The following is a 20,164-nucleotide window of genomic DNA, read 5'->3' as shown; positions in this document are numbered from 1 at the left end:
ACATCAGTTATGACGCAAAATTGCTTAGGAAAAATTCGTTCTCACTATGCTAGATTCAGTGAAAAAGAGAAAAAAATAGCAAATTATATTTTAGAACAGCCGGAACAAATTATTCACAGTACCATTAACGAAGTGGCAGACGATTTAAATGTAGCTGATGCAACAGTCTTTCGCTTTTGTAAACGAATTGGCTTCAAGGGCTATCAAGCGATGAAAATAGCGCTGGCTGCTGAAATTATGACACCTATTCAGCAGATTCACGAGGAAATTGCTGAAACGGATAATGAAAAAACGATTGCTGAAAAAATCTTTCGCTCCAATGTGCGAACTCTTGAAAATACATTACAAATACTAGAAAGCAACGCTATTGAAAAAGCCGTCAAACTTCTTATGAAGGCGGATAAAGTTCAGTTTTATGGCACGGGCGGCTCTTCCGTAGTGGCTATGGATGCTTTTCATAAATTTGTTCGAACAGGAATTAAAACGTTTGCATTTATTGATTCCCACTTCCAGCTTATGTCCGCTTCTCAATTAACAAAACAGGATGTAGCGGTAGTGATTTCTCATTCTGGAACAAATAAAGACACGATGAACATTTTAAATACAGCAAAAGCGAACGGTGCCAAAACGATCGGTATTACGGGTTTTCCAAAATCTCCATTAAGCCAAAATGTCGATGTTTCTCTTTATACGAGTTCAGAAGAAACAGAATATCGATCTGAAGCTCTTGCCTCAAGAATTGGACAGCTAAGCCTCATTGATGCTTTGTACGTTAATGTAATGATTGCGAATAAAGATGCCTCTAAACACTCGCTTGAAAAAGTACGCGATGCCATTGCTGAAACTAGAATTTAACGTTTCGCTCTTATATATTCTTCAACTATAACATCAAACAGAGCATAGAATATATGCTCTGTTTAGTGCAGTTCTTCCCTTAAAATTTTCAAGTTTTAATTCTCATTTAACATTTTTTAAGCTGCTACATATGATAAAGCACAACTTTTAAAAAGTAGGTGAAGTGTGTATGGAGATTATCTATCGCACTGCAAAACTCGATGATTATACAGAAGTAAATAAAATATTAGGGGAATCACTAGAACTCCACGCAAATGCGCTTCCTTCTATGTTTGATAATCAGATGGCTGTTTTATCTCCGGAACAATATCAAGCTACTCTTTATTATGCAACTATTGATATTCTTGTAGCTCAATATCGAAATCAAATTATTGGGGCGTCTGTTGTTGAATTAAAATATAACCCTCCCACTACATTAGCTCCTCTTTCCTACACAGCGTACATCCAATATTTTGGCGTTAAGAAAGGCTTTCAAAATTATGGCGTAGGAAAAAGTCTTTTTTCTGCTACGAAACAGTGGGCTGTACAAAAAGGAGCAAGTGACCTCCAGCTTACCGTATGGGCATTTAACGAGAAAGCACGTGCTTTTTATGAAAGTCTTGGGCTGAAAAACTTAAGCTACCTTATGACTACTTCACTACAGCCATAAATCGTTCCATTAACGGAGACTAGACACGCAGGTGATACGTGCCTAGTCTCCGTTATTTAAATAAAAGACTAAATCATTCGGCGTGTTAATTTACGCAGCTTATATACATACTAAAAGAAATTTATTACGTAGCCGGATTGCCTTCTTGCAGCTGTTCTTGTTCATCACGCTGACGGTGAGCTAAACGACTTGCCGCACTAGAAGCCACGCTCGCTACTAAATCATCTAAAAAGGTATTAACTCCTTTTTCTTTTTTACAGTCCAGCTTTTCAATAATGCCTACTTTTACTTTATCTAAATAGCCAAAGGTCGTAACAGCGATACTGCCATAGGTTAAAACGGCACCTAAAGCAATCGTTTCGTCAACACCAAACAACCCTTCGTCTTGTTCTACAATACTTTGAAGAGGTTCTGATAATTTATTTTGCTCTGCTAACTTATCGAGTTCGATTCCAACTAGAAGCGCATGCTGAATTTCTCTCTTTTGCAGTACTCTCTCTACGCTCTCAGCGCATTCCTGAATGGTTAGAGCTGGGTGATAAGGAAGCTGTAAATCATACACAATTTCAGCAATATCTAAAACTGTTACGCCACGCTCTTCTAGCAAATCAAATGTTGCCTTTGCTACTTCTTTGCTCGTTGGGATTTTTTTCGCTGTCATGTCTCTCTCTCCTTTTCAAGTTGTTGTCTCTCTTTATATTAAATTCGATGAGAGGCGCTAAAAACCTTTTTTGTTTCATCCGCCTGAATTCATAAACTCGTCACATATCTCTTTAGGCGCTCATTACATTTACTTGCTATAATAAAATTATCTAATCAGGAGGTTTGTCTACTGTGGAAGAAAAACAAAGTAAATTTAGCAGAGGCTTATTATTATTTTTCATTGGCGCAACAGCCCTTTTCTTTATCGTCTTAATCGTTCTGTTTCTCATGTCTACTTTTGGAAAAAGCGAAAAAGAAGCCGTAGCTCTTCTAGCAGGGAATCACTACGCTATCGTTAAGGAAGAGAATTCATATACTCTTTATGATCAAAAAGAAAACAAGCCTATTTTAGAAGATGTAAACGGCTATTTCGGTGCTCGCAATATCCGAAGTTATGTAAAAAATGATACACAATTGGTTTCGATTGATGAAAAAGAAGAAGAATATACGAAGAAGCCGCTAGAAAAAGCCACTCAAGCAGAAAAAAATATGTTTAAAAAGATGAAGAAATTAGATTAACGAAAAGAGGCTTGGAAAAAAGTAGTGTAGCCGAAGTAAAAAACGAATCATTAATCAAACTGTTTGATTAATGATTCGTTTTTTTGTTAAAGTAGACGCAGATTTTATCTCTTTCGTTCCTTCTAGCAGTTGATTGGAGAGCAAGGCGAAGACTCCTGTGGAAACAGCGGAACAGGTGAGACCCCGCAGGAGCGCAAGCGACGAGGAGGCTCACGGGCCGCCCGCGGAAAGCGGAGTCTTGCACGGAAATCAACTGCGGTCGAGCAAGCTGGCCAGATTCTATATCCAGATTATTCGTGTTTGGATGAAATTCATTTCGTTATGTCCCAGCCTCTTTTTTAGCAACGCATGCCTCTTTCTCGTCATTCGCTAAAAAATTCGTTACAATAAAATAAAGAACGGTTATTAGAAAATGTGTTACAATAAAGGTAACGCTTTCATTCAAATGCATAGGAGTCGATTATTCATGTCAGAAAGTAAGCGGAAGTTAGAAGAAATTTCTTTTTATAGTGACGCACTGCAAGAAGATGTCACGTTACTAGTCTATTTGCCGTCAAACTATTCTACGCTCTATAAGTATTCCTTACTTATTGCCCAAGACGGAAAAGATTATGTTATGTACGGACGGACACCTCGTTTAATTGATGATTTAATGAACGAGTCGGAAATCGATCGTACTATTTTTGTTGGAATTCCATATAAAAGCGTGGAAGACAGACGCGATAAGTATCATCCAGAAGGAAATCAAGTAGATGCTTACATTCGCTTTTTAGCACATGAACTTGTGCCATTTTTGGATAAAACATATCCTACATATCAAATGGGAAAATCACGTGTTCTAATTGGTGATTCGCTTGCTGCTACAGTTTCACTGCTGACGGCCATTGCGTATCCTCACACGTTCGGGAAAGTAATTATGCATTCTCCTTTCGTGAACGATGCTGTATTACAAACGGTCAACTCATTTGCTTCTCCTTCACTTCTGGATTTGTATCATGTTATTGGAACTGAAGAAACGGCTGTCAAAACAACACAAGATGGTATATTGAATTTTATTGAACCTAACCGCCTGTTGCACGAACAAATGAAGCAGCGTGGATATTCTGTTTTCTACGAAGAATTTAATGGAAATCATACGTGGAAATACTGGCAAAAAGATGTAAAGCGGTCGCTTCAATATATGTTGAAGTAGAAAGATATCATATTTTTTGAAAATTTGTTATAATAAGCTCGCTTTATACATATTTTATGATCTTACTTTGGAGGGATTTTTTATGAAATTTGGCGTTGTACTTTTTCCATCTAAAAAATTGCAAGATGTAGCGAATTCTTATCGAAAGCGCTATGATTCTCACTATTCATTAATTCCGCCTCATCTTACATTAAAAGAAGTCTTTGAAGCTACAGAAGACCAAATTGATGAAATTGCGGCTAACTTGCGTAAAATTGCCGAAGAAACAAATCCATTTACATTAAATGTAACGAAAGTAAGCTCATTTTCACCAGCTAATAACGTTATTTACTTAAAAGTGGAACAAAAGCAAGAACTGACGTCACTTTACAATAAACTTCATGAAGGCAATCTCGAACAGCCAACTGAATATTCATTTATTCCCCATATTACAATTGGTCAACGCCTTTCAGATGATGAGCACTTAGATGTGTATAGCCAGTTGAAGCTTGTAGATGTCGCTCATGAAGAAACAGTGGATCGCTTTCACTTAATGTACCAGCTTGAAAATGAAACATGGACTGTGTTTGAAACATTTCGTCTTGGAAAGGGATAAGATACGTGAACATCAAAGTACTAACGAACAAACAAGATCACTCTGATGCTTACTTCGTACGTCAAAAAGTATTTGTAGAAGAACAGCAGGTTGATGTGGAGCAAGAAATCGATGAATACGATTCCGAAGCCCTGCATTTAGTTGTATACAAAGGAACTGCACCAATTGGGGCAGGACGCTTCCGTATTGTAGAGGACTATGGAAAAGCAGAACGAATCTGCGTTCTTTCTTCTTATCGAAAAGACGGTGTAGGAAAGCTTTTGATGGATAAGTTAGAAGAGCTCGCAGCAGAGCATGAGATTGAAAAGATTAAGCTGCATGCTCAAACGCATGCGGAAGGATTTTATAAAAAGCTAGGCTACGTAACGGTTTCAGGTGAATTTATGGATGCTGGAATTCCACATGTAGAGATGGTAAAGAAACTAAGTAAAAAACACTAGGAATTGAACCTGGTGTTTTTGCTTTTTTAAAGGATAAGAACCTTTGCTTTGCTTATACTAATACCTAATCATGTGAATTAGGTGAAAATATGGATGAACTTATCGGAATTGCATTAGAACTCTTTATCGGATTTATCTGCCTGTTTATTTTAACTAAATTTTTAGGCAGAGCGACGATCACTCAGCTTACCACTTTTGATTTTATCTCTGCTCTTGTATTAGGAGAGTTAGTAGGAAATGCGCTATATGACTCAGAAGTAGGAATAGGCAAAATTTTATTTGCTGTTATCTTTTGGGGAGCGCTTATTTATGTCACCGAAGTTATTACTCAAAAAAATATTCGCCTGCGTTTGTTTTTAGAAGGACGGCCCTCTATTATTATTCGAAAAGGGAAAATTTCGTACAAAGAACTTAGCAAAAATCGATTGGATATCGATCAGCTTCTTCATATGCTTCGTTCAAAAGACATATTTTCCATTCGGGAAGTTGAATATGCGATTTTAGAAACAGATGGATCACTAAGCGTATTGCCAAAATCTGATTATGCTAAGCCGACAAGAAGCGATCTACAGCTGCCTCCTTCTGAACCCGTTTTATCTATCGCCTTCGTCAGTGATGGACGTTTGCTTTTGAAAAACTTGCTTCAGTCAGGCTTTGATGAAGACTGGTTAAAGACACAGTTGAAAAAACAGGGATTTACCGATTATAAACAGGTGCTTTATGCTGAATGGCAGCAGGGCAGTACTCTTTTTATTGAATCTTACTAAGATGTTTTTTACTTGTTCATTACTTTGTTAAAAAATCGTGAGCGCATTCATTCTGCTGCGTTCACGATTTTTTGTATTAGACACGTGTATTAATCACTAGGCCCTTATTTGTTAGCTTGCTGTATACACGCTCTGCTGCTTGAAGCTTTTTTCGCTTTTGTACTGAACTTGGCGTCAATTCCAGTAAGTGAGAACGCGAATCAAACTCTTCGTCAAAGCTTTTTTTCTCAATAGACCAAATACGATTTGAAAAAGAAGCATTATTTTTTTGAAGGCGATTTGCATATTGAATAGATTGATAAGGCGTGACGGGCAGTATATATCCCATATGAACCCTCCTCTTTTTCAAGATACCTTCTACTCCCAGACCTCAGTATTTTTCTCAAGAAGTATCGACATTGAAACAGCTTACTTAAATCCTCTACTTTAGACTTGTTCAAAACAGATGGCACCTTGTATCTATACCGCCTTTTTTGAACATATGTGATGTCTTATTCAATATATACCCTTTTTTACATCCTATCCCTCCAAAAATATCCGTGCTCTTTTTAAAAAAAGGTGATTTTGATATGATAGACTTTGACTATAAAACAAAAACTGTGCGTATACACACATCTATATCGATGTAGAACGAGAGCGGCTTCTTGCTTTAACTCCCTCTTATTTACTATTGATTATTCATGTTTTAAAAAGGAGGCCATGTTTTTTGCAACGTGCACTTTATCAAAATCAGATACTTAATCTTGCTATAACGGCTAGAGACCGATTTCAATATTTATATGAAGCTAGTCTCCGAGGAGAAATAACGTGTGCTCACTGCGGAGAACCAGTTAAATTATATCTGGGGATTGAGCATTCTCCTTACTTTTATCATGCTCAAGTTCCCCATGAAAGAGAAGAGTGTTCAGACATACTATCAGAAACAATAGCTGTGCAACAAATAAAAGAAACTCCGGCTGAATACAGAGAAACCAATGGATTTCGTATTCCTAAAGGACGAGCTATTGGTGAGAAAAGTTCAACTGTAAAAGAGAAAGCGACATGGAGGTCTTCCGCACCTTTTTCAAGTGTTCCTGCTTTTCGCTTAAAACCAGCTGTTCCTAAACACTCTGACTCTCCTTATTTAAATGAATTTAAAGAGAGCGGTATTGAATTAGATTCGAACCAATGGAAAGCTGTTACACATTCAGAAGGACCGCTCCTTATTCTAGCCGGTGCAGGCAGCGGAAAAACGCGTGTATTAACAGCTCGCACCGCATATATGATACAAGAAAAACAAATTGATCCAAAATCCATTATGCTGGTGACTTTCACGGCTAAATCAGCTAAAGAAATGAAAGAACGATTGGCTACATACCCAAAGATGTCCGGCTTACATCTTCGTCAAATGCTAGTTGGAACTTTTCACAGCATTTTCTTACGTATGATTGTTCATCATAATCCTCAAGCGTGGCAAATGGACCGCCTTCTAAAATGGGATTGGCAAAAAGAACAGATTGTGAAAGAAGCAGCAAGAGAGCTCCACGTGGATGAAAAAGATTTTCCCTTTGATCAGGCCCTTCAGCAAATCGGCTATTGGAAAAACACGCTTGTTGGCGTGAAAGATGTTCGCCCAAAGGACAAATGGGAACAAGATGTGCACTTTTTATATCGTCGTTATGAAGAAGTCAAAAAGCAAAAACAGCTATTCGATTTTGATGACATGCTGTATGGATGTTATGAAATGCTAAAACAAAATCCCGATTTACTAACTCGTTATCAAAAAAGGTTTCGCTATTTTTTAATTGACGAATTTCAAGATATCAATAAAGTTCAATATAAAATTATGAAAATGCTAAGTGAAGGCTCTAAAAACTTGTGTGTCGTAGGAGATGATGATCAATCAATTTACGCTTTCCGCGGAAGCGACCCTTCGTTCATTTTAAACTTTGAAAAAGATTTTGCTAATACAACTGTTATTACGTTAAACCAAAATTATCGTTCAGCTCATGCCATCGTTTCTTCCGCGAATAAAGTCATTGCACGAAATACAGCGCGCCGACAAAAAGAAATGGCTGCCCAGTTTGATAATGAGTTGCGACCTACCTTCTTCTTTCCATATGACGAGGAAGAAGAAGCAACAATGATTGTAACGGATATGAAAGAAAAGATTAAGCAAGGAGCTTCTCCAACTGACTTCGCGGTCTTGTACCGAACTCACGCTTCTTCACGCGCCATCTTTGAACGTTTATCGCAGTCAAACCTGCCATTTTCAATCGAACAAGATGCAGATTCGTTTTATAAAAGACGAATGGTTCGAAGTTTACTTTCATTTCTACGTTTGAGCGTGAATCCAAATGACGCAAGTTCGCTGCAAGATTTAGTAAACGCACTCTTTTTAAAGAAAACAGCAGTCAACGACTTAAAAGCAGCAAGTATTCTTCATGATGGTACATTTATTGATGCGCTTGAATATCTTCAAGATTTAAAACCATTTCAGCAAAAAAAGCTCAAGAAAGTAATTCCTTTATTCAAGTCGCTAAAATCAATGTCTCCTTCTTTGGCACTTGAGACGATTTCTAAAGATATGGGATTCGACGATTTTGTCAAAAAACGCGGAAATGAAGGAAATATGATGGAAAAAGGTTCGGATGACGTGCGGGATTTAAAAGTTGTAGCACGTAAATTTAAAACCGTACCTGAACTGTTAGAGCATGTGGATCATATGATTGCCATGAACACAGAGATGAAAGCTTTAAGCAAGCAATTTAATGAAAGTATTCAGCTAACCACAATTCATCGAGCAAAGGGTCTTGAATATAAGCATGTATACGTACTGAGCAGCGTAGATGGCGGATTGCCTCATGATTATGCACTCGAAGCTTATCGAGGCGGAGATGATGTGCCGCTTCAAGAAGAACGCCGCCTTTTATATGTAGCCATGACGCGTGCACAGAATTCACTTTACTTATCTGTTCCGCAAACTAGAAGAGGTAAAACCGCTTATCCTTCAAGATTCCTGAAGTCGTTTATAAAAAAAGTGTAAAGGAAAAACAGGCTGGGACAAAAGTAGTTTCATTAAATTGCAACACGAACTATCTATCATAAACGGATAAATAGTTCGTGTTTTTTATAATCATGGTGAACGCAGGTGCTTCTAGCTGTTGGTTGGAGGACAAGGCGAAGACTCCTGCGGGCTCATCGGCCGCCCGCGGAAAGCGAAGTCTTGCACGGCAAGCAACAGCGGTCGAGCAAGCAATCCAGATTGCTTGTCTTTAAATTTGATTCCTGTAGTTATGTTTCAACCTCTTTTTCTTACTTCATGCTAGCGTCCATAACTAATATTCTCATCATCTATTATTAACCAAATATTCCACTAAGAGGTAGATATTCATAAGTGGATGCGTTACACTACGTTATGTACTGTACTACTATATTTTAGGGGGCTCCATTATTGAACGCAAAGCTTATTCATGAAAATGAAAAGATTTTTTTCATTCTGTGTATGGTTATTAGCTTATTAACCTATTTCTTTTTAATTATTTCACTCGTTGGTATTATTTATCTTGTAATCGGTTTTTTAATTACATTTATACTCCACGGTTTCTCTATTGCTCAAATTCGCAATAATGGAGTTAGATTGACAGAGAAGCAGTTCCCGCACACTTATCATCAGGCAAAACATTTATCTTCAGAGCTGGATTTAGAGCTGCCCGATATTTATATTGTTCAATCAGGCGGCTTGTTAAACGCGTTTGCTACACGTTTTTTTGGACGTCACTTTGTCGTTTTATACTCCGACATTGTTGAAATGATTGAAGATAATCAAGAAAAAGAACTTTCTTTTATTATTGCCCACGAATTAGTTCATATCAAACGTAAGCATACACTCTACCACTCACTTATTCTACCTGCTCTTTGGGTTCCTTTTTTAGGAAAAGCTTACTCTAGGGCCTGTGAATATACGTGTGATCGCATAGCTTCCGTTGCGATTGGTGATGCAAAAGCTGCAACTCAAGCACTCACTATACTTGCGGTTGGCCATTGTCTAAATAAAAAAGTAAATCAGAAGGAATTTGTTCATACGCACTCACAGGAAAAAGGTTTTTTTATGTGGTTGACTCAAGCTACTTCAACTCATCCCCCTCTCGCTCATCGTATTAAAGAAATTAATTACTTAGCACAGCATCCGGAACTGTTTGATCTTGATTCTAACGCATTTCAAACAAATGAAATTGCATAAATAGAAAAAAGCCCTGACACGTCAGGGCTTTATATAAAAGCATTAAATTATTTTTTCTCATTTAGCATTTTAGCGATGGTCGCAAAATCAATGGATTGATTATTGTTTGCAATCGCCTTAACAATTTGTTCTTCTTTTTGTTTTGAAATTGGCTTATTCGCAATTTGTGCTACTCGCTTCACAATATTACGCACCGTTTGCTCATCTTTAAAATTAGCATTTTGTACAGAATTCGCAAGTTCAAAAATATCCTTCATATTAACGCCTGTTTTCTTTTCTATATTTTTAAACATATTATTATCCATTTTGCATGACCTCCTTTATTTATACTTCATCGTATGCACCATGTGCCTAGATGGTGCCCTTTACATTTAATAAAAAAATAAAGTGCGAGTGAAACTTCACCCGCACTTTTCGGTGCCTTATTCATAGAAGGGATTAATTGTAAAAACAAACACAACCAACAATAATTAATAGAATGAATAATACAACGATTAACGCAAAACCACCGCCGTAGCCACCACCGTAACCACAACCACCGTAGCCAAATCCGCAGCCCATAATATTACACCCCCTCTGTTTTACTCTCTATACTGTATGTTCACTCAAATGATTTTGTATGGGCTTTTCAACTGTGTACATTAAATTTCATTGTCCAAACGGATCTTCAGCATCTTGCTCATCAAGTCTTTTTACATTTTGCTGCAGTTTCCTCTCTTGCTGTTCCATCTGCTTTTCTTCTTTTTCTACTTCTTTCATTCTCTTTCGATGTTCTCCCATCATATGCTGTTCAAAAAAACGTTCAAATTCATTGAAAAAATCCGGCATCTCTACACCTCTCTACACTCTATGTAAAAAAGCATTGTCCGAGTGACAATGCTTCTATTGCTTATCGCTTTGGTAACTTTGAACCACAGCCGCAACCACCTTGTTTTGGAGAAGGGTACTGGACTGGCTTAGGAATAGACTGCCCTTTCTTTACCGATTGTTTTGTCATTGGTTGTGGATGATAAGGCAGGGGCTGAGGGTATTGATTATAATTATAATACATCATGTTTTCCCTCCTTTTCACAGCATCCTATCTATAACATTATATTCAGGACTAAAGAAAGACGTTCTATCTTATTTGTCCATTTTGCGCTGCAGGGACAAAAATAAATCCGTGCTGTTTTTTGGTTTCCTTACTCTTGGCCTTTCTCCTCCCTTTTGTTCTGTCACTTCACGCAGCCGATTTTGCAGTTCTTGAATGGTGCCTTGAGCTTGATGATTGTACTGTACAATGGACTGTTCGGTTTTTGATTTTTGTTCATTAACACATGCTTTAAGCCAATCTATTTTTTCCTCTAGTTTCCTTTTTTCTTCTTCATGCTTTTGCTGTAATTCCACTAACTCTTCCTTAATATCTTCATATTCAAATTCTTGATGCTTGAATTTTTGATATTCTTCTTTATAAAAAGCCAACTCCGACTTCAATGAAGCAATATATTTTTTCGTTTTTTCCTCACTCATGCCCTTCACTCCTCCATTATAAATAACCCACAGCTTCTAAAAAATCAGTTAAAGATGAATAACACTTTTTATTAACATGAATATGCTGTAATTGAGTTTATTATTTCCTTCATTTTTTATGCTCGCTCCAACTAGAATTTATTCCGATAAATTCCGCTTTTACTAAGGAACATAAAAGCAGGTCATTCATACACTATAGTAGTCCGATACCTAGTAATAAAAAGCGTAAAGGAAGGACAATTACAATTAGGAGGTTTAAAAATGGCAGAACTTTTTGAATCATTATGTATCCGCGTGCCTAAAGTGTACGACTGGGTTAGACGTCAAGTTGTTTTACCACAAATCTTTACGAATGACACTTCATTATTTAAAGAAGAAGCACTTAAAGATTTGGGCCATGACGTAGAAGTGGAAATTGTTTTAACAGATAGTGAAGGTCACCCTGTAGATCCTTCAGATGAAGACGCACTTGATAACGTGATTGAGCTTGTGCCACACGGTGGTCGCAGACCTAAAAAAATTGTGTTACCAGATGGAGAAGTTGTTGTTCTTCATGAAGTAAAATTATCAATTAGCGGCTTTTACCGAGTTAAGTTAATTGAATTGAGTGGACATCACAAACACGATGAGGTTGAATCTAGCGTTATTCCTTGGAAAATACATCAGACATTCTATTTATGCGCTCCGGAAGGAACAGAACCTGTTGTACACCTTGAATCTTTTGAAGGAACTGATGGTTCTCTCAGATTATCAGATTGTCACTTACAGCAACTAAGTTTTGATCTTGTATTGTGCCTAAGTGTCCAAATTGAAAAAGATGTAAAAGTTGAAGTAGAGGGAAGCTTCTGCTATCCTCGCCCTGAAATCATTTCCACAAGCAGCTGCTCACCTATTGAATATCCACCTCAATGTGATGCTATTTTTCCTGGAAAGCCACATCACGATGATTTTGATGGAGACGACGTAGACTCAGACTTCGACCTTCACGACTTTGATTAACGAGATAAAAAGCCAGAGGAGAATATTTCTCCTCTTTTTTCATCGTTTACAAGCTTTGTGCATACATATAAATAAAACTGCTGTGGGCAGCTCAGGTTTACAAACTTAATTCATAGCTCAGCAGGAAAGGAGACTACTAGATGAGTCGTAACTCCCCTTCCCCTAAAGATGATTTAACTCAATTAAAACAAAAGCTCATTCACTATAAATCGGAAATTCGGCACGTACAAAACCAATTAAAAAGCTATGAACGAGCTTTAGAGCGAGAAAAAGAAAATACATCGTTTTGGAAGAAAAAGCATGCTGAGACGCTTTCTACATCTGAAAGAGAAGTAGAAATTGAAGGATTAGAAAAAGAGCTGGATTTACTGAGAAATGAGCTTTCTGAACAAAAAATTATTGCAGAAGCATTTCGGGAAAAAGCCTCGAGAAAACAGCCCGTTATTGAAGAAAAGATTGTGGAAAAAGTAATCGAAAAAATTGTGGAAAAACCTGTGGAAAGGTTCGAAAAGAGTGATATCCTCTGTTTCTTTCAACATTCTATACTACTGCCGGAACAAGGTGAAAGCGAGCTGATGATATTCGGCAACGTAATTATTCAAAATCAAACGAGCAGTACTTTACGCTCTCCGGTGCTTTGCTTAAAAATGAAACCCACTGCTTCGGCTATATTAAGCGGGAAGATCATTGATGAAAAAGACATTGAAGTTTCCAGTATCCCCTCTTCTTCTTTAGAATGGCGCTATGCTCATCCAAAATGGAACGAAAAAATTCAAAATGACGGTGAATATTGGATCAAACCTATTAAGCAAAATGTATTAAAGCCAAAAGACAAATTACTATTTGACTCTTTTCAAGTAGTCATTCCGCTGTCCTCCGATACGACTTCATTTATTCTAGAAGGCTTTTTTTATAGCGAAGAGTGGCAAGAAGGCATCCCTTTTTTTAATAAAGTAGTGCTAAATTTCCCTTAATTATTAAAAGACATATTGATGTTCAATATGTCTTTTAACTCGTCCATTTATTTCATAAATGATTCTATAATTCCTGCACATCCTGCAATAGCTAAGATTGTAATGATAGGAATAGCAATATGCGGGAACGCTACATAACTAAAATAAATCCCTACCGCACACCATATGCCCGTACACCAATAACAGCTGAGCAGCTCTCCAATCCACTTTTGCAGTCCTTTCCCTTTTATCTCTAGATAAGTTACCGTATTTCCTTGTTCATCTTGATCTTCTACAATTTTATGAAACGGTTTACGAATAAACGCTGTGATTTTATCAAAAACAATTAGACGAGTAAGTCGAAATGTTGCAAAGACAAATAATGTTAGATAAATCCATGTCATTTTCATTCCTCCGTGCATTCACAAACTTATGAAAATAAAAGCTAACGTGCTTCTTCACTGTTAGCTTTTAGAGTTACTTAAATTTTAATGATAGATATGGTCTGAATATCATGAAATGTCAATACTGTTTTCTCTTTATTAGGAGGAACGCTCACGTATAAACTTCCTTCTTTTAATTCTAAAATTGTTCCTATATATTTTTGGTTTTGACACGTAATTTCACAAATTGGCTGAGACATATGAGGCGGGAAACTGCATAGAAAATCAACTTTTTCTTTAATCGTCATAGACTGAAACATTTTATTTGGCTTTTTAGTCTCTGATTGCGGTATATCCACGGGAACAATTGAACGCTCTTCCTCTTTTTCTTGCTTAATCTCTTCCACTTTTTCTACGTCAGGCTCTTTGACTTCTTGAATGGAAGAAAAGCTGGGCTCTTCTTTTAACACGTGCTCTTTCTCTATTCCTTTATTGTCTTGCTGTTTTGAACTAAAATAATATTGCATAGAACGCTGATTTTGCGTAGCGTTTGGCTGGACAATGTACATTAGCGGCTCGTTTTCTTCTGACTTAGATTTTGAGTTAGTCATGAAGCATACCTCCAATTGCTTGTTATCGTTCTTTTAAAAATGTATGCTTGAACACGGAAAAACTTGTTTATTTTTTTGCGGTAGCCTTTTTAACACCAAAAGCAGCGCTGTACTTTTATTTCCAGCATTTGAGAAAACACAATAAAAGAGGTTGAGACATAACGAAATTAATTCAATCTAAAGACGCACAAATGGGACACATGAGCTGAACCGCTTATTACACCGCAGTTGACTTCCATGCAAGACTTCGCTTTCCGCGGGCGGCCGATGAGCCTCCTCGTCGCTTGCGCTCCTGCGGGGTCTCCCCTGTTCCGATTTTCCCGCAGGAGTCTTCGTCTTGCCCTCCCATCAACTGCTAGAGAGAGCTAAACAGATGAAACTAATTTTCAAGACAACAAAAAAACGAACCACTAATCAAATATTTTGATTAATGGTTCGTTTTTCACTTCAGCTAAAATAATTTTGTCCCAGCCTCTTTCTCTCATTCAATAACATAGAAAACTAAACCTACCTAGATACCTTTATCTAATTTTATACTCAAGAAGCATACGCAATTCATTCACATATGAACGAGACCCCGTTACAATCAAACGATCATCAAATTCAAGCTCTGTATCGCCATGAGGTACAATGGAATCTTTGCCTCTAAAGATTCGAACAAAAATCACATCTCCTGTAAATGGGAACTTACGAAGCTCTATCCCCTCGTATTTAGGGTTACGCATATTAATTTGATAAAGTGCTGTTTCTTGATTCGTTAAGATATTTAAAATATTTGGCGATTCGATTAAAGCTTTTAGCAATGCAGTCGTAGATAACAGCACAGAAAAAACTTCAATGTTATTTTCTTTCATCTTTTCATCTAATACAGGACTTTCTACGCGGGCAATAACCCGTTCTGTACCATATTTTTTTGCAAATAGAGCAATGTCGCTATTTCTTTCTTCTTCCCCTGTTGTTACGACTAATACATCCGCATCTAAAATCCCCATACGCATTAAAGTTTCCTTACTATATCCATCGATGTCCACGATATTAAAAATGGAATCCGACGTACGGTTTTCAATTTTGTCCTGAGTAGGATGATAAATCGTAACATCATATAAATCAAGATCCATTTCTCGAATAACCGGGAGTGTAAATTGATTTGCCCCGAGCATATTAACCTTCAGCTTTCTGTCACTGATTTCTGGCTTTGGAAACAGCTTTCTAAAGATAATAGGTGTAATAATACATGTAATAATCGCCACCAAAATCAGCGCACCGGACATTTGTGAATCAATAACACCAATATTTTCACCAACCGTTGCTGCCGCAATAACGAGTGATAAAGTCGATGTTAAAAGAAAACCCGATGCCAAAACGGTTTTCATATCATACCATTTTCTTAAGATTAACACTGGGACTAGCTTGGATATCAACAATGCAATGAATAATAAAGGCATTAATATCAGCACTTTTTTATCACTGAACAATGACCAAACATCAAGCTTCACTCCTACCATCACAAAAAAGATAGGAATTAAAAATCCATAGCCAAACGAATCTAATTTATGAACTAAGTTTTTGTTAGGAGCTAGAAGAGAAACGAGTGATCCCGCTAAAAACGCGCCTAAAATGTTTTCAACACCAATTGACTCCGAAAGGCCCACCAGAATGATAATGAGTGCAAATACGGCGCGCGTGTCGATTTGAATTGTACCTTTAGACATTGTTTCAAGAAACGATCGGTTTTTAAACTGCTTCCCTATGAAGTATAAAATCACTCCTACTCCAAATAAAATTAAAATCAACCACGTATTGCTATTTCCTGATTTATCATAGACGGAAGCAAATACGGCTAGTAAAATCATCGTGACTAAGTCCGCAATAACCGCAATCAATAAAATGGTTTGTCCAATCGGCTTTTTCATAATCTGTGCATCTTTTAATGTCGGCACTACTACTCCTAGTGAAATGGTAGAAATAATAAGCGTCATCAAAAAGGCATTATCAATAAAACCTGTCCATACAAAAACATAGGACAAAAATAGTGAAACGGCAAAGATAGCTGCAAACACTAGTATAGAAATGGAAAAAGCATTTGGCACCTTCGCTCCTGAAGCCTTTTTATCTTTTGAATTTCCTCCAGCAAAAGCAGAAAAATCAATTTCTAAACCACTTAAAAACATCAAAAAGATAAAGCCTAGAGTGGAAAGTGTTTCAAGCCACATATCCTGCTCCACAAGGTCAAAACCACTTTTCCCTATAATTAATCCCATAATAATTTCAGCTACGACTACAGGTATAATGTTAAGTTTAAACCGATGCAACAGTATAGGCGTTAAAAAGGCCAAACTAATGACGATAACAAGTGATGTAAAGGACGCGTGCTGTTCCATTAGATCCCCCTCCTTTTACCTTCGCTATTTATAAAACGAAGACGTTAGTATTCAAAATTAAAGGTTAATCATAAAAGCTTGAAGGTTCTCTGTCAACTATATGAACTAATACTGAAAATCCGACATGATTACTCATGCCGAATTCTAACGTCCCTTCATTATTTTAAATAACTCATAAATGTTGTCGCTAGACCGAAGTAAATTAAAATACTGATAAGATCATTGATCGTTGTAATAAATGGTCCTGATGCGACTGCAGGGTCAATTTTGAACCTGTGCATGAGAAGCGGGATAAACGCTCCTGCAAGTGTAGCCACAATCAATGTTGAAAATACAGAGACGCCTACCAAAGCGCCTAAAATAAGATCCCCTTGCCAAATATAAACAATTAATACAACTAAAAGTCCACATGATGCGCCCGTAATCATTCCGGTAGCTGCTTCTCTGATTAACAGCTTAAATTTGCTTTCTTCTTCGATTTCTCCCGTCGCTAGTCCGCGAACCGCAACGGCTAGTGCCTGTGTTCCTGTATTACCAGCCATACCGCCAATCAAAGGTATAAATACAGCTAAAATAGCTACTTGATTCAACGTATCTTCAAAACGTCCAATTAAACTCGCTGTCATCATTCCTAAAAACAGCAAAATGATAAGCCAAGGCAGCCTCTTTTTGGCCGCTACTAAAGGATTGTGGTCAATCGTATCATCTACATCACTAATACCGGCTAATTTAGAATAGTCATCCGATGCCTCTTCATCAAGAACATCCATCACATCATCAACCGTAATAATCCCGAGAAGATGCTGCTGAAAATCAACAACTGGAAGCGCAAGAAAGTTGTAATCGCGCATAATACGCGCAACTTCTTCTTGGTCTTCCGCTACTGATACGGATACGACTCGTTCATTCATAACTTCGCTTATCATCGTATCTTCATCTGCTATAATTAAATCACGAAGAGAAATAACACCTGCTAGATGCTTTTGTTCATCAATAACAAATACATAATAAATTGTTTCCGCTTCTGGAGCTTCCCTGCGTAGAATGTGCATGGCTGAATGTACGGTTTGATTTTCACGAATGGCCACAAATTCAGTCGTCATAATACTTCCAGCGGTATATTCTTCGTAATGAAGCAGCTCTTTAATTTCATCGGCTGCTTCTTCATCCATAATCGTTAAATAGCTCGCCACTTGTTCTTTATCCAATTCATTTAATACGTCAACGGCATCATCCGCCGACATTTTCGACAGCATGTCTGCTGCAAAATTGGGATGCATCTCTGAGAGAATTTCTTGATAATCTTCTTCTCGTATCTCTACATTTTCAAAGATATCCGCCATTTCTTCCGGAGATAACATCTCGTACAGCGCAAATCTAGAAGGCTCATCTAATTCTTCAAAAAATTGAGCTTGGTCATACGTATGCATATGTAAAAATTCTTCACGAAATGCATCGATTTCATTTTTTTCTAAAAGTGATAATAAATGTTCGGCGAACCATGCCTTTTCTTCTTTTTCAATTGAATCTGTCATGTCTTCAACCTCCCTGTCGCACAAAACTCATTTAACTTTATGATGAATTTTGTTTTTTTTCAACTCCTAGCTCTTTACTCTTTTCCCAATAATATATAAGTTCTACACATAGTTTGCTCCATATAAGGGTAATTTTATATCGTCAAAGGAAAAACCTTTTAAGGATGTGGATAAAAGATGAAAGTAGATATAATAGGCGATATCCATGGGTGCTATGATGAATTAAAAGCGTTAACAGAAAAACTTGGGTATGAGTGGCAAGACGGGATTCCTGTCCACTGTGACGGAAGGCGCCTTGGATTTGTAGGTGATTTAACAGACCGAGGACCTCATTCACTAAAAGTGATTGAGCTCGTATGGTCACTTGTAATAAAGCATCAGCAAGCTTACTACTGTCCAGGCAATCACTGCAATAAGCTATATCGCTTCTTTTGCGGTAACAAAGTGCAAATTACTCATGGATTAGAAACGACCGTTGCCGAGTACGAAGCTTTACCTTCAAGAGAACAGAAATTCATTAAAAAAAAGTTCATTGAGCTTTATGAACAATCACCTCTATATGTGCAGCTTGATCAAAACCAATTAATTATTGCTCACGCCGGTCTTAAAGCTGAATACATCGGCAGAACGGATAAAAAAGTAAAAACCTTTGTGCTATACGGAGACATTACGGGTGAAAAACATCTAAACGGCATGCCTGTCCGACGGGATTGGGCCAAACATTATAACGGAAAACCGTTTATCGTGTATGGGCATACACCCGTAGTAAAAGCCAGAAAAATTCATAATACCATTAATATTGATACAGGCGCAGTTTTTGGAGGGGCTTTAACGGCGTTTCAGTATCCTGAAAGGAATATTATATCGGTGCCTTCATCTATGCCTTACGTAGAGGAAAAATTTAATCACTTCGTGTAAAAAGAAAGTCGCTTTTCATTAAAAAAAGCGACTTTCTTTTACGATTTGAAGTTTCTGCATATCTGGCGGCAAAGGTGCTGTAAAAGACAAAGTTTTTTGTAAAAAAGGATGAAAAAAAGTGAGCTCATAGCTGTGAAGAGCTTGACGAGAAATAAGATGATTCGTTCCTCCATATAAGGTATCTCCAAGCAGTGGATATCCTTTATAAGCCATATGAACACGAATTTGGTGAGTTCTCCCCGTCTCAAGCGAAAGAGCAACTTCTGTAAAAGAAGAATACTGACGAAGCGCCGTATAGTGTGTAATAGCAAACTGCCCATCTTCTCTTACTTCCCGTTCGATGATACTTGACTCTTTTCGGCCAATCGGTGCCTCTATCGTTTCTTTGCCAACAAGCTTCCCATGAACAAAAGCTCGGTACACGCGTTTAATTTCATGTTCTTTTTGTGCTTTAGAGAATAAGTAATGAACGTGCCTATGCTTAGCGACAATAAGCAGCCCAGATGTGTCTCGGTCCAACCTATTTACAAGATGAACAGTCGAGTTAATGTTATTTTTCTCATAATAATAGAGCACAGCATTACTTAGTGACCACGTTAGATGTTCTCGAGAAGGTATACTTGGCATGTTTGGCTGCTTATTCAACACTAATATATACTCATCTTCGTATACAATATCCAAAGGTATAGCTTTAGGAAGAAGACTTTCACTTGCTTTTTCTGGTGGAAACGCCACCTTAATTTCGTCACCTTTTTGCAGAATATATCGAACCGTTGCATGCTTTCCATTTACTTCAATTGCTCCTCCTCTGAACTTAATGTCCGTCAGAGAAGCTTTGGAAATATCATGTTCTTTTAAAAATTCACGAACCGCTACACCCTCGAAAGAATGATCTACGGTCCAACTCAACGTAAAAACTTGTTTCATTCTCTTC

27 protein-coding genes are annotated in these 20,164 nt (G+C 37.4%); 14 read left to right on the top strand and 13 right to left on the bottom strand.

Going from position 1 to position 20,164, the window contains the following annotated elements; genetic code table 11:
• Positions 1 to 9: 9 nt before the first annotated feature.
• Both OK414_RS03555 and OK414_RS03550 read left to right on the top strand, forming a co-directional pair.
• Positions 10 to 855, top strand: coding sequence for a MurR/RpiR family transcriptional regulator (locus tag OK414_RS03555; RefSeq protein ID WP_013055460.1), 846 nt, complete (start codon positions 10 to 12; stop codon positions 853 to 855).
• A 169-nt stretch (positions 856 to 1,024) separates the two neighbouring features.
• Positions 1,025 to 1,504, top strand: coding sequence for a GNAT family N-acetyltransferase (locus OK414_RS03550; protein ID WP_013081789.1), 480 nt, complete (start codon positions 1,025 to 1,027; stop codon positions 1,502 to 1,504).
• Positions 1,505 to 1,628: 124 nt separating this feature from the next.
• Here OK414_RS03550 and OK414_RS03545 read toward each other — a convergent pair whose 3' ends face one another.
• Positions 1,629 to 2,165 carry a phosphatidylglycerophosphatase A gene (locus OK414_RS03545; protein ID WP_013055458.1) on the bottom strand — a complete coding sequence of 179 codons (537 nt, stop codon included), beginning with the start codon at positions 2,163 to 2,165 and terminating at the stop codon, positions 1,629 to 1,631.
• Between the two features lie 173 nt (positions 2,166 to 2,338).
• On the opposite strand from OK414_RS03545, the gene OK414_RS03540 reads away from it, so the two are divergent.
• From OK414_RS03540 to OK414_RS03515, 6 genes are all read left to right on the top strand, one after another.
• Positions 2,339 to 2,725, top strand: coding sequence for a hypothetical protein (locus tag OK414_RS03540; RefSeq protein WP_034654331.1), 387 nt, complete (start codon positions 2,339 to 2,341; stop codon positions 2,723 to 2,725).
• A 129-nt stretch (positions 2,726 to 2,854) separates the two neighbouring features.
• On the top strand, positions 2,855 to 3,067 hold the full coding sequence (locus tag OK414_RS03535; RefSeq protein WP_080743197.1) for a hypothetical protein: 213 nt from the start codon (positions 2,855 to 2,857) through the stop codon (positions 3,065 to 3,067).
• Between the two features lie 124 nt (positions 3,068 to 3,191).
• Complete coding sequence (locus tag OK414_RS03530) at positions 3,192 to 3,917, top strand: alpha/beta hydrolase (protein ID WP_013055456.1); 726 nt, start codon at positions 3,192 to 3,194, stop codon at positions 3,915 to 3,917.
• A gap of 82 nt (positions 3,918 to 3,999) precedes the next feature.
• Entirely contained in the window at positions 4,000 to 4,512 is a 513-nt protein-coding gene (locus OK414_RS03525; RefSeq protein ID WP_013081786.1) for a YjcG family protein, read from the top strand.
• 5 nt (positions 4,513 to 4,517) lie between these two features.
• Entirely contained in the window at positions 4,518 to 4,952 is a 435-nt protein-coding gene (locus OK414_RS03520) for a GNAT family N-acetyltransferase (protein WP_034654337.1), read from the top strand.
• 89 nt (positions 4,953 to 5,041) lie between these two features.
• Positions 5,042 to 5,719, top strand: coding sequence for a DUF421 domain-containing protein (locus OK414_RS03515; protein ID WP_034654339.1), 678 nt, complete (start codon positions 5,042 to 5,044; stop codon positions 5,717 to 5,719).
• Positions 5,720 to 5,795: 76 nt separating this feature from the next.
• Here OK414_RS03515 and OK414_RS03510 read toward each other — a convergent pair whose 3' ends face one another.
• Entirely contained in the window at positions 5,796 to 6,047 is a 252-nt protein-coding gene (locus OK414_RS03510) for a hypothetical protein (protein ID WP_034654342.1), read from the bottom strand.
• A gap of 378 nt (positions 6,048 to 6,425) precedes the next feature.
• Between OK414_RS03510 and OK414_RS03505 the strand changes: the two genes are divergently transcribed.
• The 3 genes from OK414_RS03505 to OK414_RS03495 all read left to right on the top strand — a co-directional run bounded on the left by OK414_RS03505 (position 6,426) and on the right by OK414_RS03495 (position 9,941).
• Complete coding sequence (locus OK414_RS03505) at positions 6,426 to 8,744, top strand: ATP-dependent helicase (protein WP_034654345.1); 2,319 nt, start codon at positions 6,426 to 6,428, stop codon at positions 8,742 to 8,744.
• A 118-nt stretch (positions 8,745 to 8,862) separates the two neighbouring features.
• Positions 8,863 to 9,027 (top strand): hypothetical protein, encoded by a 165-nt coding sequence (locus OK414_RS03500; RefSeq protein ID WP_155276313.1) that lies wholly within the window; start codon positions 8,863 to 8,865, stop codon positions 9,025 to 9,027.
• 125 nt (positions 9,028 to 9,152) lie between these two features.
• Positions 9,153 to 9,941, top strand: coding sequence for a M48 family metallopeptidase (locus OK414_RS03495; RefSeq protein WP_252342951.1), 789 nt, complete (start codon positions 9,153 to 9,155; stop codon positions 9,939 to 9,941).
• A gap of 47 nt (positions 9,942 to 9,988) precedes the next feature.
• On the opposite strand, the gene OK414_RS03490 is transcribed toward OK414_RS03495, so the two are convergent.
• From OK414_RS03490 to OK414_RS03470, 5 genes are all read right to left on the bottom strand, one after another.
• Positions 9,989 to 10,246, bottom strand: a complete 258-nt coding sequence (locus OK414_RS03490) for a stage VI sporulation protein F (protein ID WP_013055449.1) — start codon at positions 10,244 to 10,246, stop codon at positions 9,989 to 9,991.
• Positions 10,247 to 10,379: 133 nt separating this feature from the next.
• Entirely contained in the window at positions 10,380 to 10,502 is a 123-nt protein-coding gene (locus OK414_RS03485; RefSeq protein ID WP_013055448.1) for a YjcZ family sporulation protein, read from the bottom strand.
• Between the two features lie 87 nt (positions 10,503 to 10,589).
• A complete protein-coding gene (locus OK414_RS03480) occupies positions 10,590 to 10,769 on the bottom strand; it encodes a hypothetical protein (RefSeq protein WP_034654348.1) in 180 nt (59 codons plus the stop codon).
• A gap of 61 nt (positions 10,770 to 10,830) precedes the next feature.
• A complete protein-coding gene (locus OK414_RS03475; RefSeq protein WP_263045727.1) occupies positions 10,831 to 10,995 on the bottom strand; it encodes a hypothetical protein in 165 nt (54 codons plus the stop codon).
• A 68-nt stretch (positions 10,996 to 11,063) separates the two neighbouring features.
• Entirely contained in the window at positions 11,064 to 11,450 is a 387-nt protein-coding gene (locus tag OK414_RS03470; RefSeq protein WP_263045728.1) for a hypothetical protein, read from the bottom strand.
• Between the two features lie 261 nt (positions 11,451 to 11,711).
• Here OK414_RS03470 and OK414_RS03465 point away from each other — a divergent pair, with 261 nt between their 5' ends.
• Both OK414_RS03465 and OK414_RS03460 read left to right on the top strand, forming a co-directional pair.
• Positions 11,712 to 12,449 carry a hypothetical protein gene (locus OK414_RS03465; RefSeq protein ID WP_263045729.1) on the top strand — a complete coding sequence of 246 codons (738 nt, stop codon included), beginning with the start codon at positions 11,712 to 11,714 and terminating at the stop codon, positions 12,447 to 12,449.
• A gap of 140 nt (positions 12,450 to 12,589) precedes the next feature.
• On the top strand, positions 12,590 to 13,423 hold the full coding sequence (locus OK414_RS03460; protein ID WP_263045730.1) for a hypothetical protein: 834 nt from the start codon (positions 12,590 to 12,592) through the stop codon (positions 13,421 to 13,423).
• Positions 13,424 to 13,470: 47 nt separating this feature from the next.
• Here the strand turns inward: OK414_RS03460 and OK414_RS03455 are convergent, their stop codons facing one another.
• The 5 genes from OK414_RS03455 to mgtE all read right to left on the bottom strand — a co-directional run bounded on the left by OK414_RS03455 (position 13,471) and on the right by mgtE (position 18,312).
• Complete coding sequence (locus OK414_RS03455) at positions 13,471 to 13,806, bottom strand: DUF1360 domain-containing protein (protein WP_035334808.1); 336 nt, start codon at positions 13,804 to 13,806, stop codon at positions 13,471 to 13,473.
• 77 nt (positions 13,807 to 13,883) lie between these two features.
• Entirely contained in the window at positions 13,884 to 14,396 is a 513-nt protein-coding gene (locus OK414_RS03450) for a CotO family spore coat protein (RefSeq protein ID WP_034654355.1), read from the bottom strand.
• 217 nt (positions 14,397 to 14,613) lie between these two features.
• Complete coding sequence (locus OK414_RS03445; RefSeq protein WP_264363525.1) at positions 14,614 to 14,745, bottom strand: hypothetical protein; 132 nt, start codon at positions 14,743 to 14,745, stop codon at positions 14,614 to 14,616.
• Between the two features lie 172 nt (positions 14,746 to 14,917).
• The gene (locus OK414_RS03440) at positions 14,918 to 16,777 is read right to left on the bottom strand and encodes a monovalent cation:proton antiporter family protein (RefSeq protein WP_034654357.1); all 1,860 of its coding nucleotides are present in this window, start codon (positions 16,775 to 16,777) and stop codon (positions 14,918 to 14,920) included.
• Between the two features lie 158 nt (positions 16,778 to 16,935).
• Positions 16,936 to 18,312, bottom strand: a complete 1,377-nt coding sequence (gene mgtE, locus OK414_RS03435; RefSeq protein WP_013081775.1) for a magnesium transporter — start codon at positions 18,310 to 18,312, stop codon at positions 16,936 to 16,938.
• Between the two features lie 177 nt (positions 18,313 to 18,489).
• On the opposite strand from mgtE, the gene prpE reads away from it, so the two are divergent.
• Positions 18,490 to 19,230 carry a bis(5'-nucleosyl)-tetraphosphatase PrpE gene (prpE, locus tag OK414_RS03430; RefSeq protein ID WP_013081774.1) on the top strand — a complete coding sequence of 247 codons (741 nt, stop codon included), beginning with the start codon at positions 18,490 to 18,492 and terminating at the stop codon, positions 19,228 to 19,230.
• A gap of 18 nt (positions 19,231 to 19,248) precedes the next feature.
• On the opposite strand, the gene OK414_RS03425 is transcribed toward prpE, so the two are convergent.
• The gene (locus OK414_RS03425) at positions 19,249 to 20,157 is read right to left on the bottom strand and encodes an RluA family pseudouridine synthase (protein WP_013081773.1); all 909 of its coding nucleotides are present in this window, start codon (positions 20,155 to 20,157) and stop codon (positions 19,249 to 19,251) included.
• Between the last annotated feature and the right edge of the window lie 7 nt (positions 20,158 to 20,164).

This window comes from Priestia sp. JV24, from assembly GCF_025910025.1.
GTDB classification, from domain to species: Bacteria; Bacillota; Bacilli; order Bacillales; family Bacillaceae_H; genus Priestia; species Priestia megaterium.
Note: the sequence above shows the minus strand (reverse complement) of the source record. Positions and strands in the feature narration are given on the sequence as shown.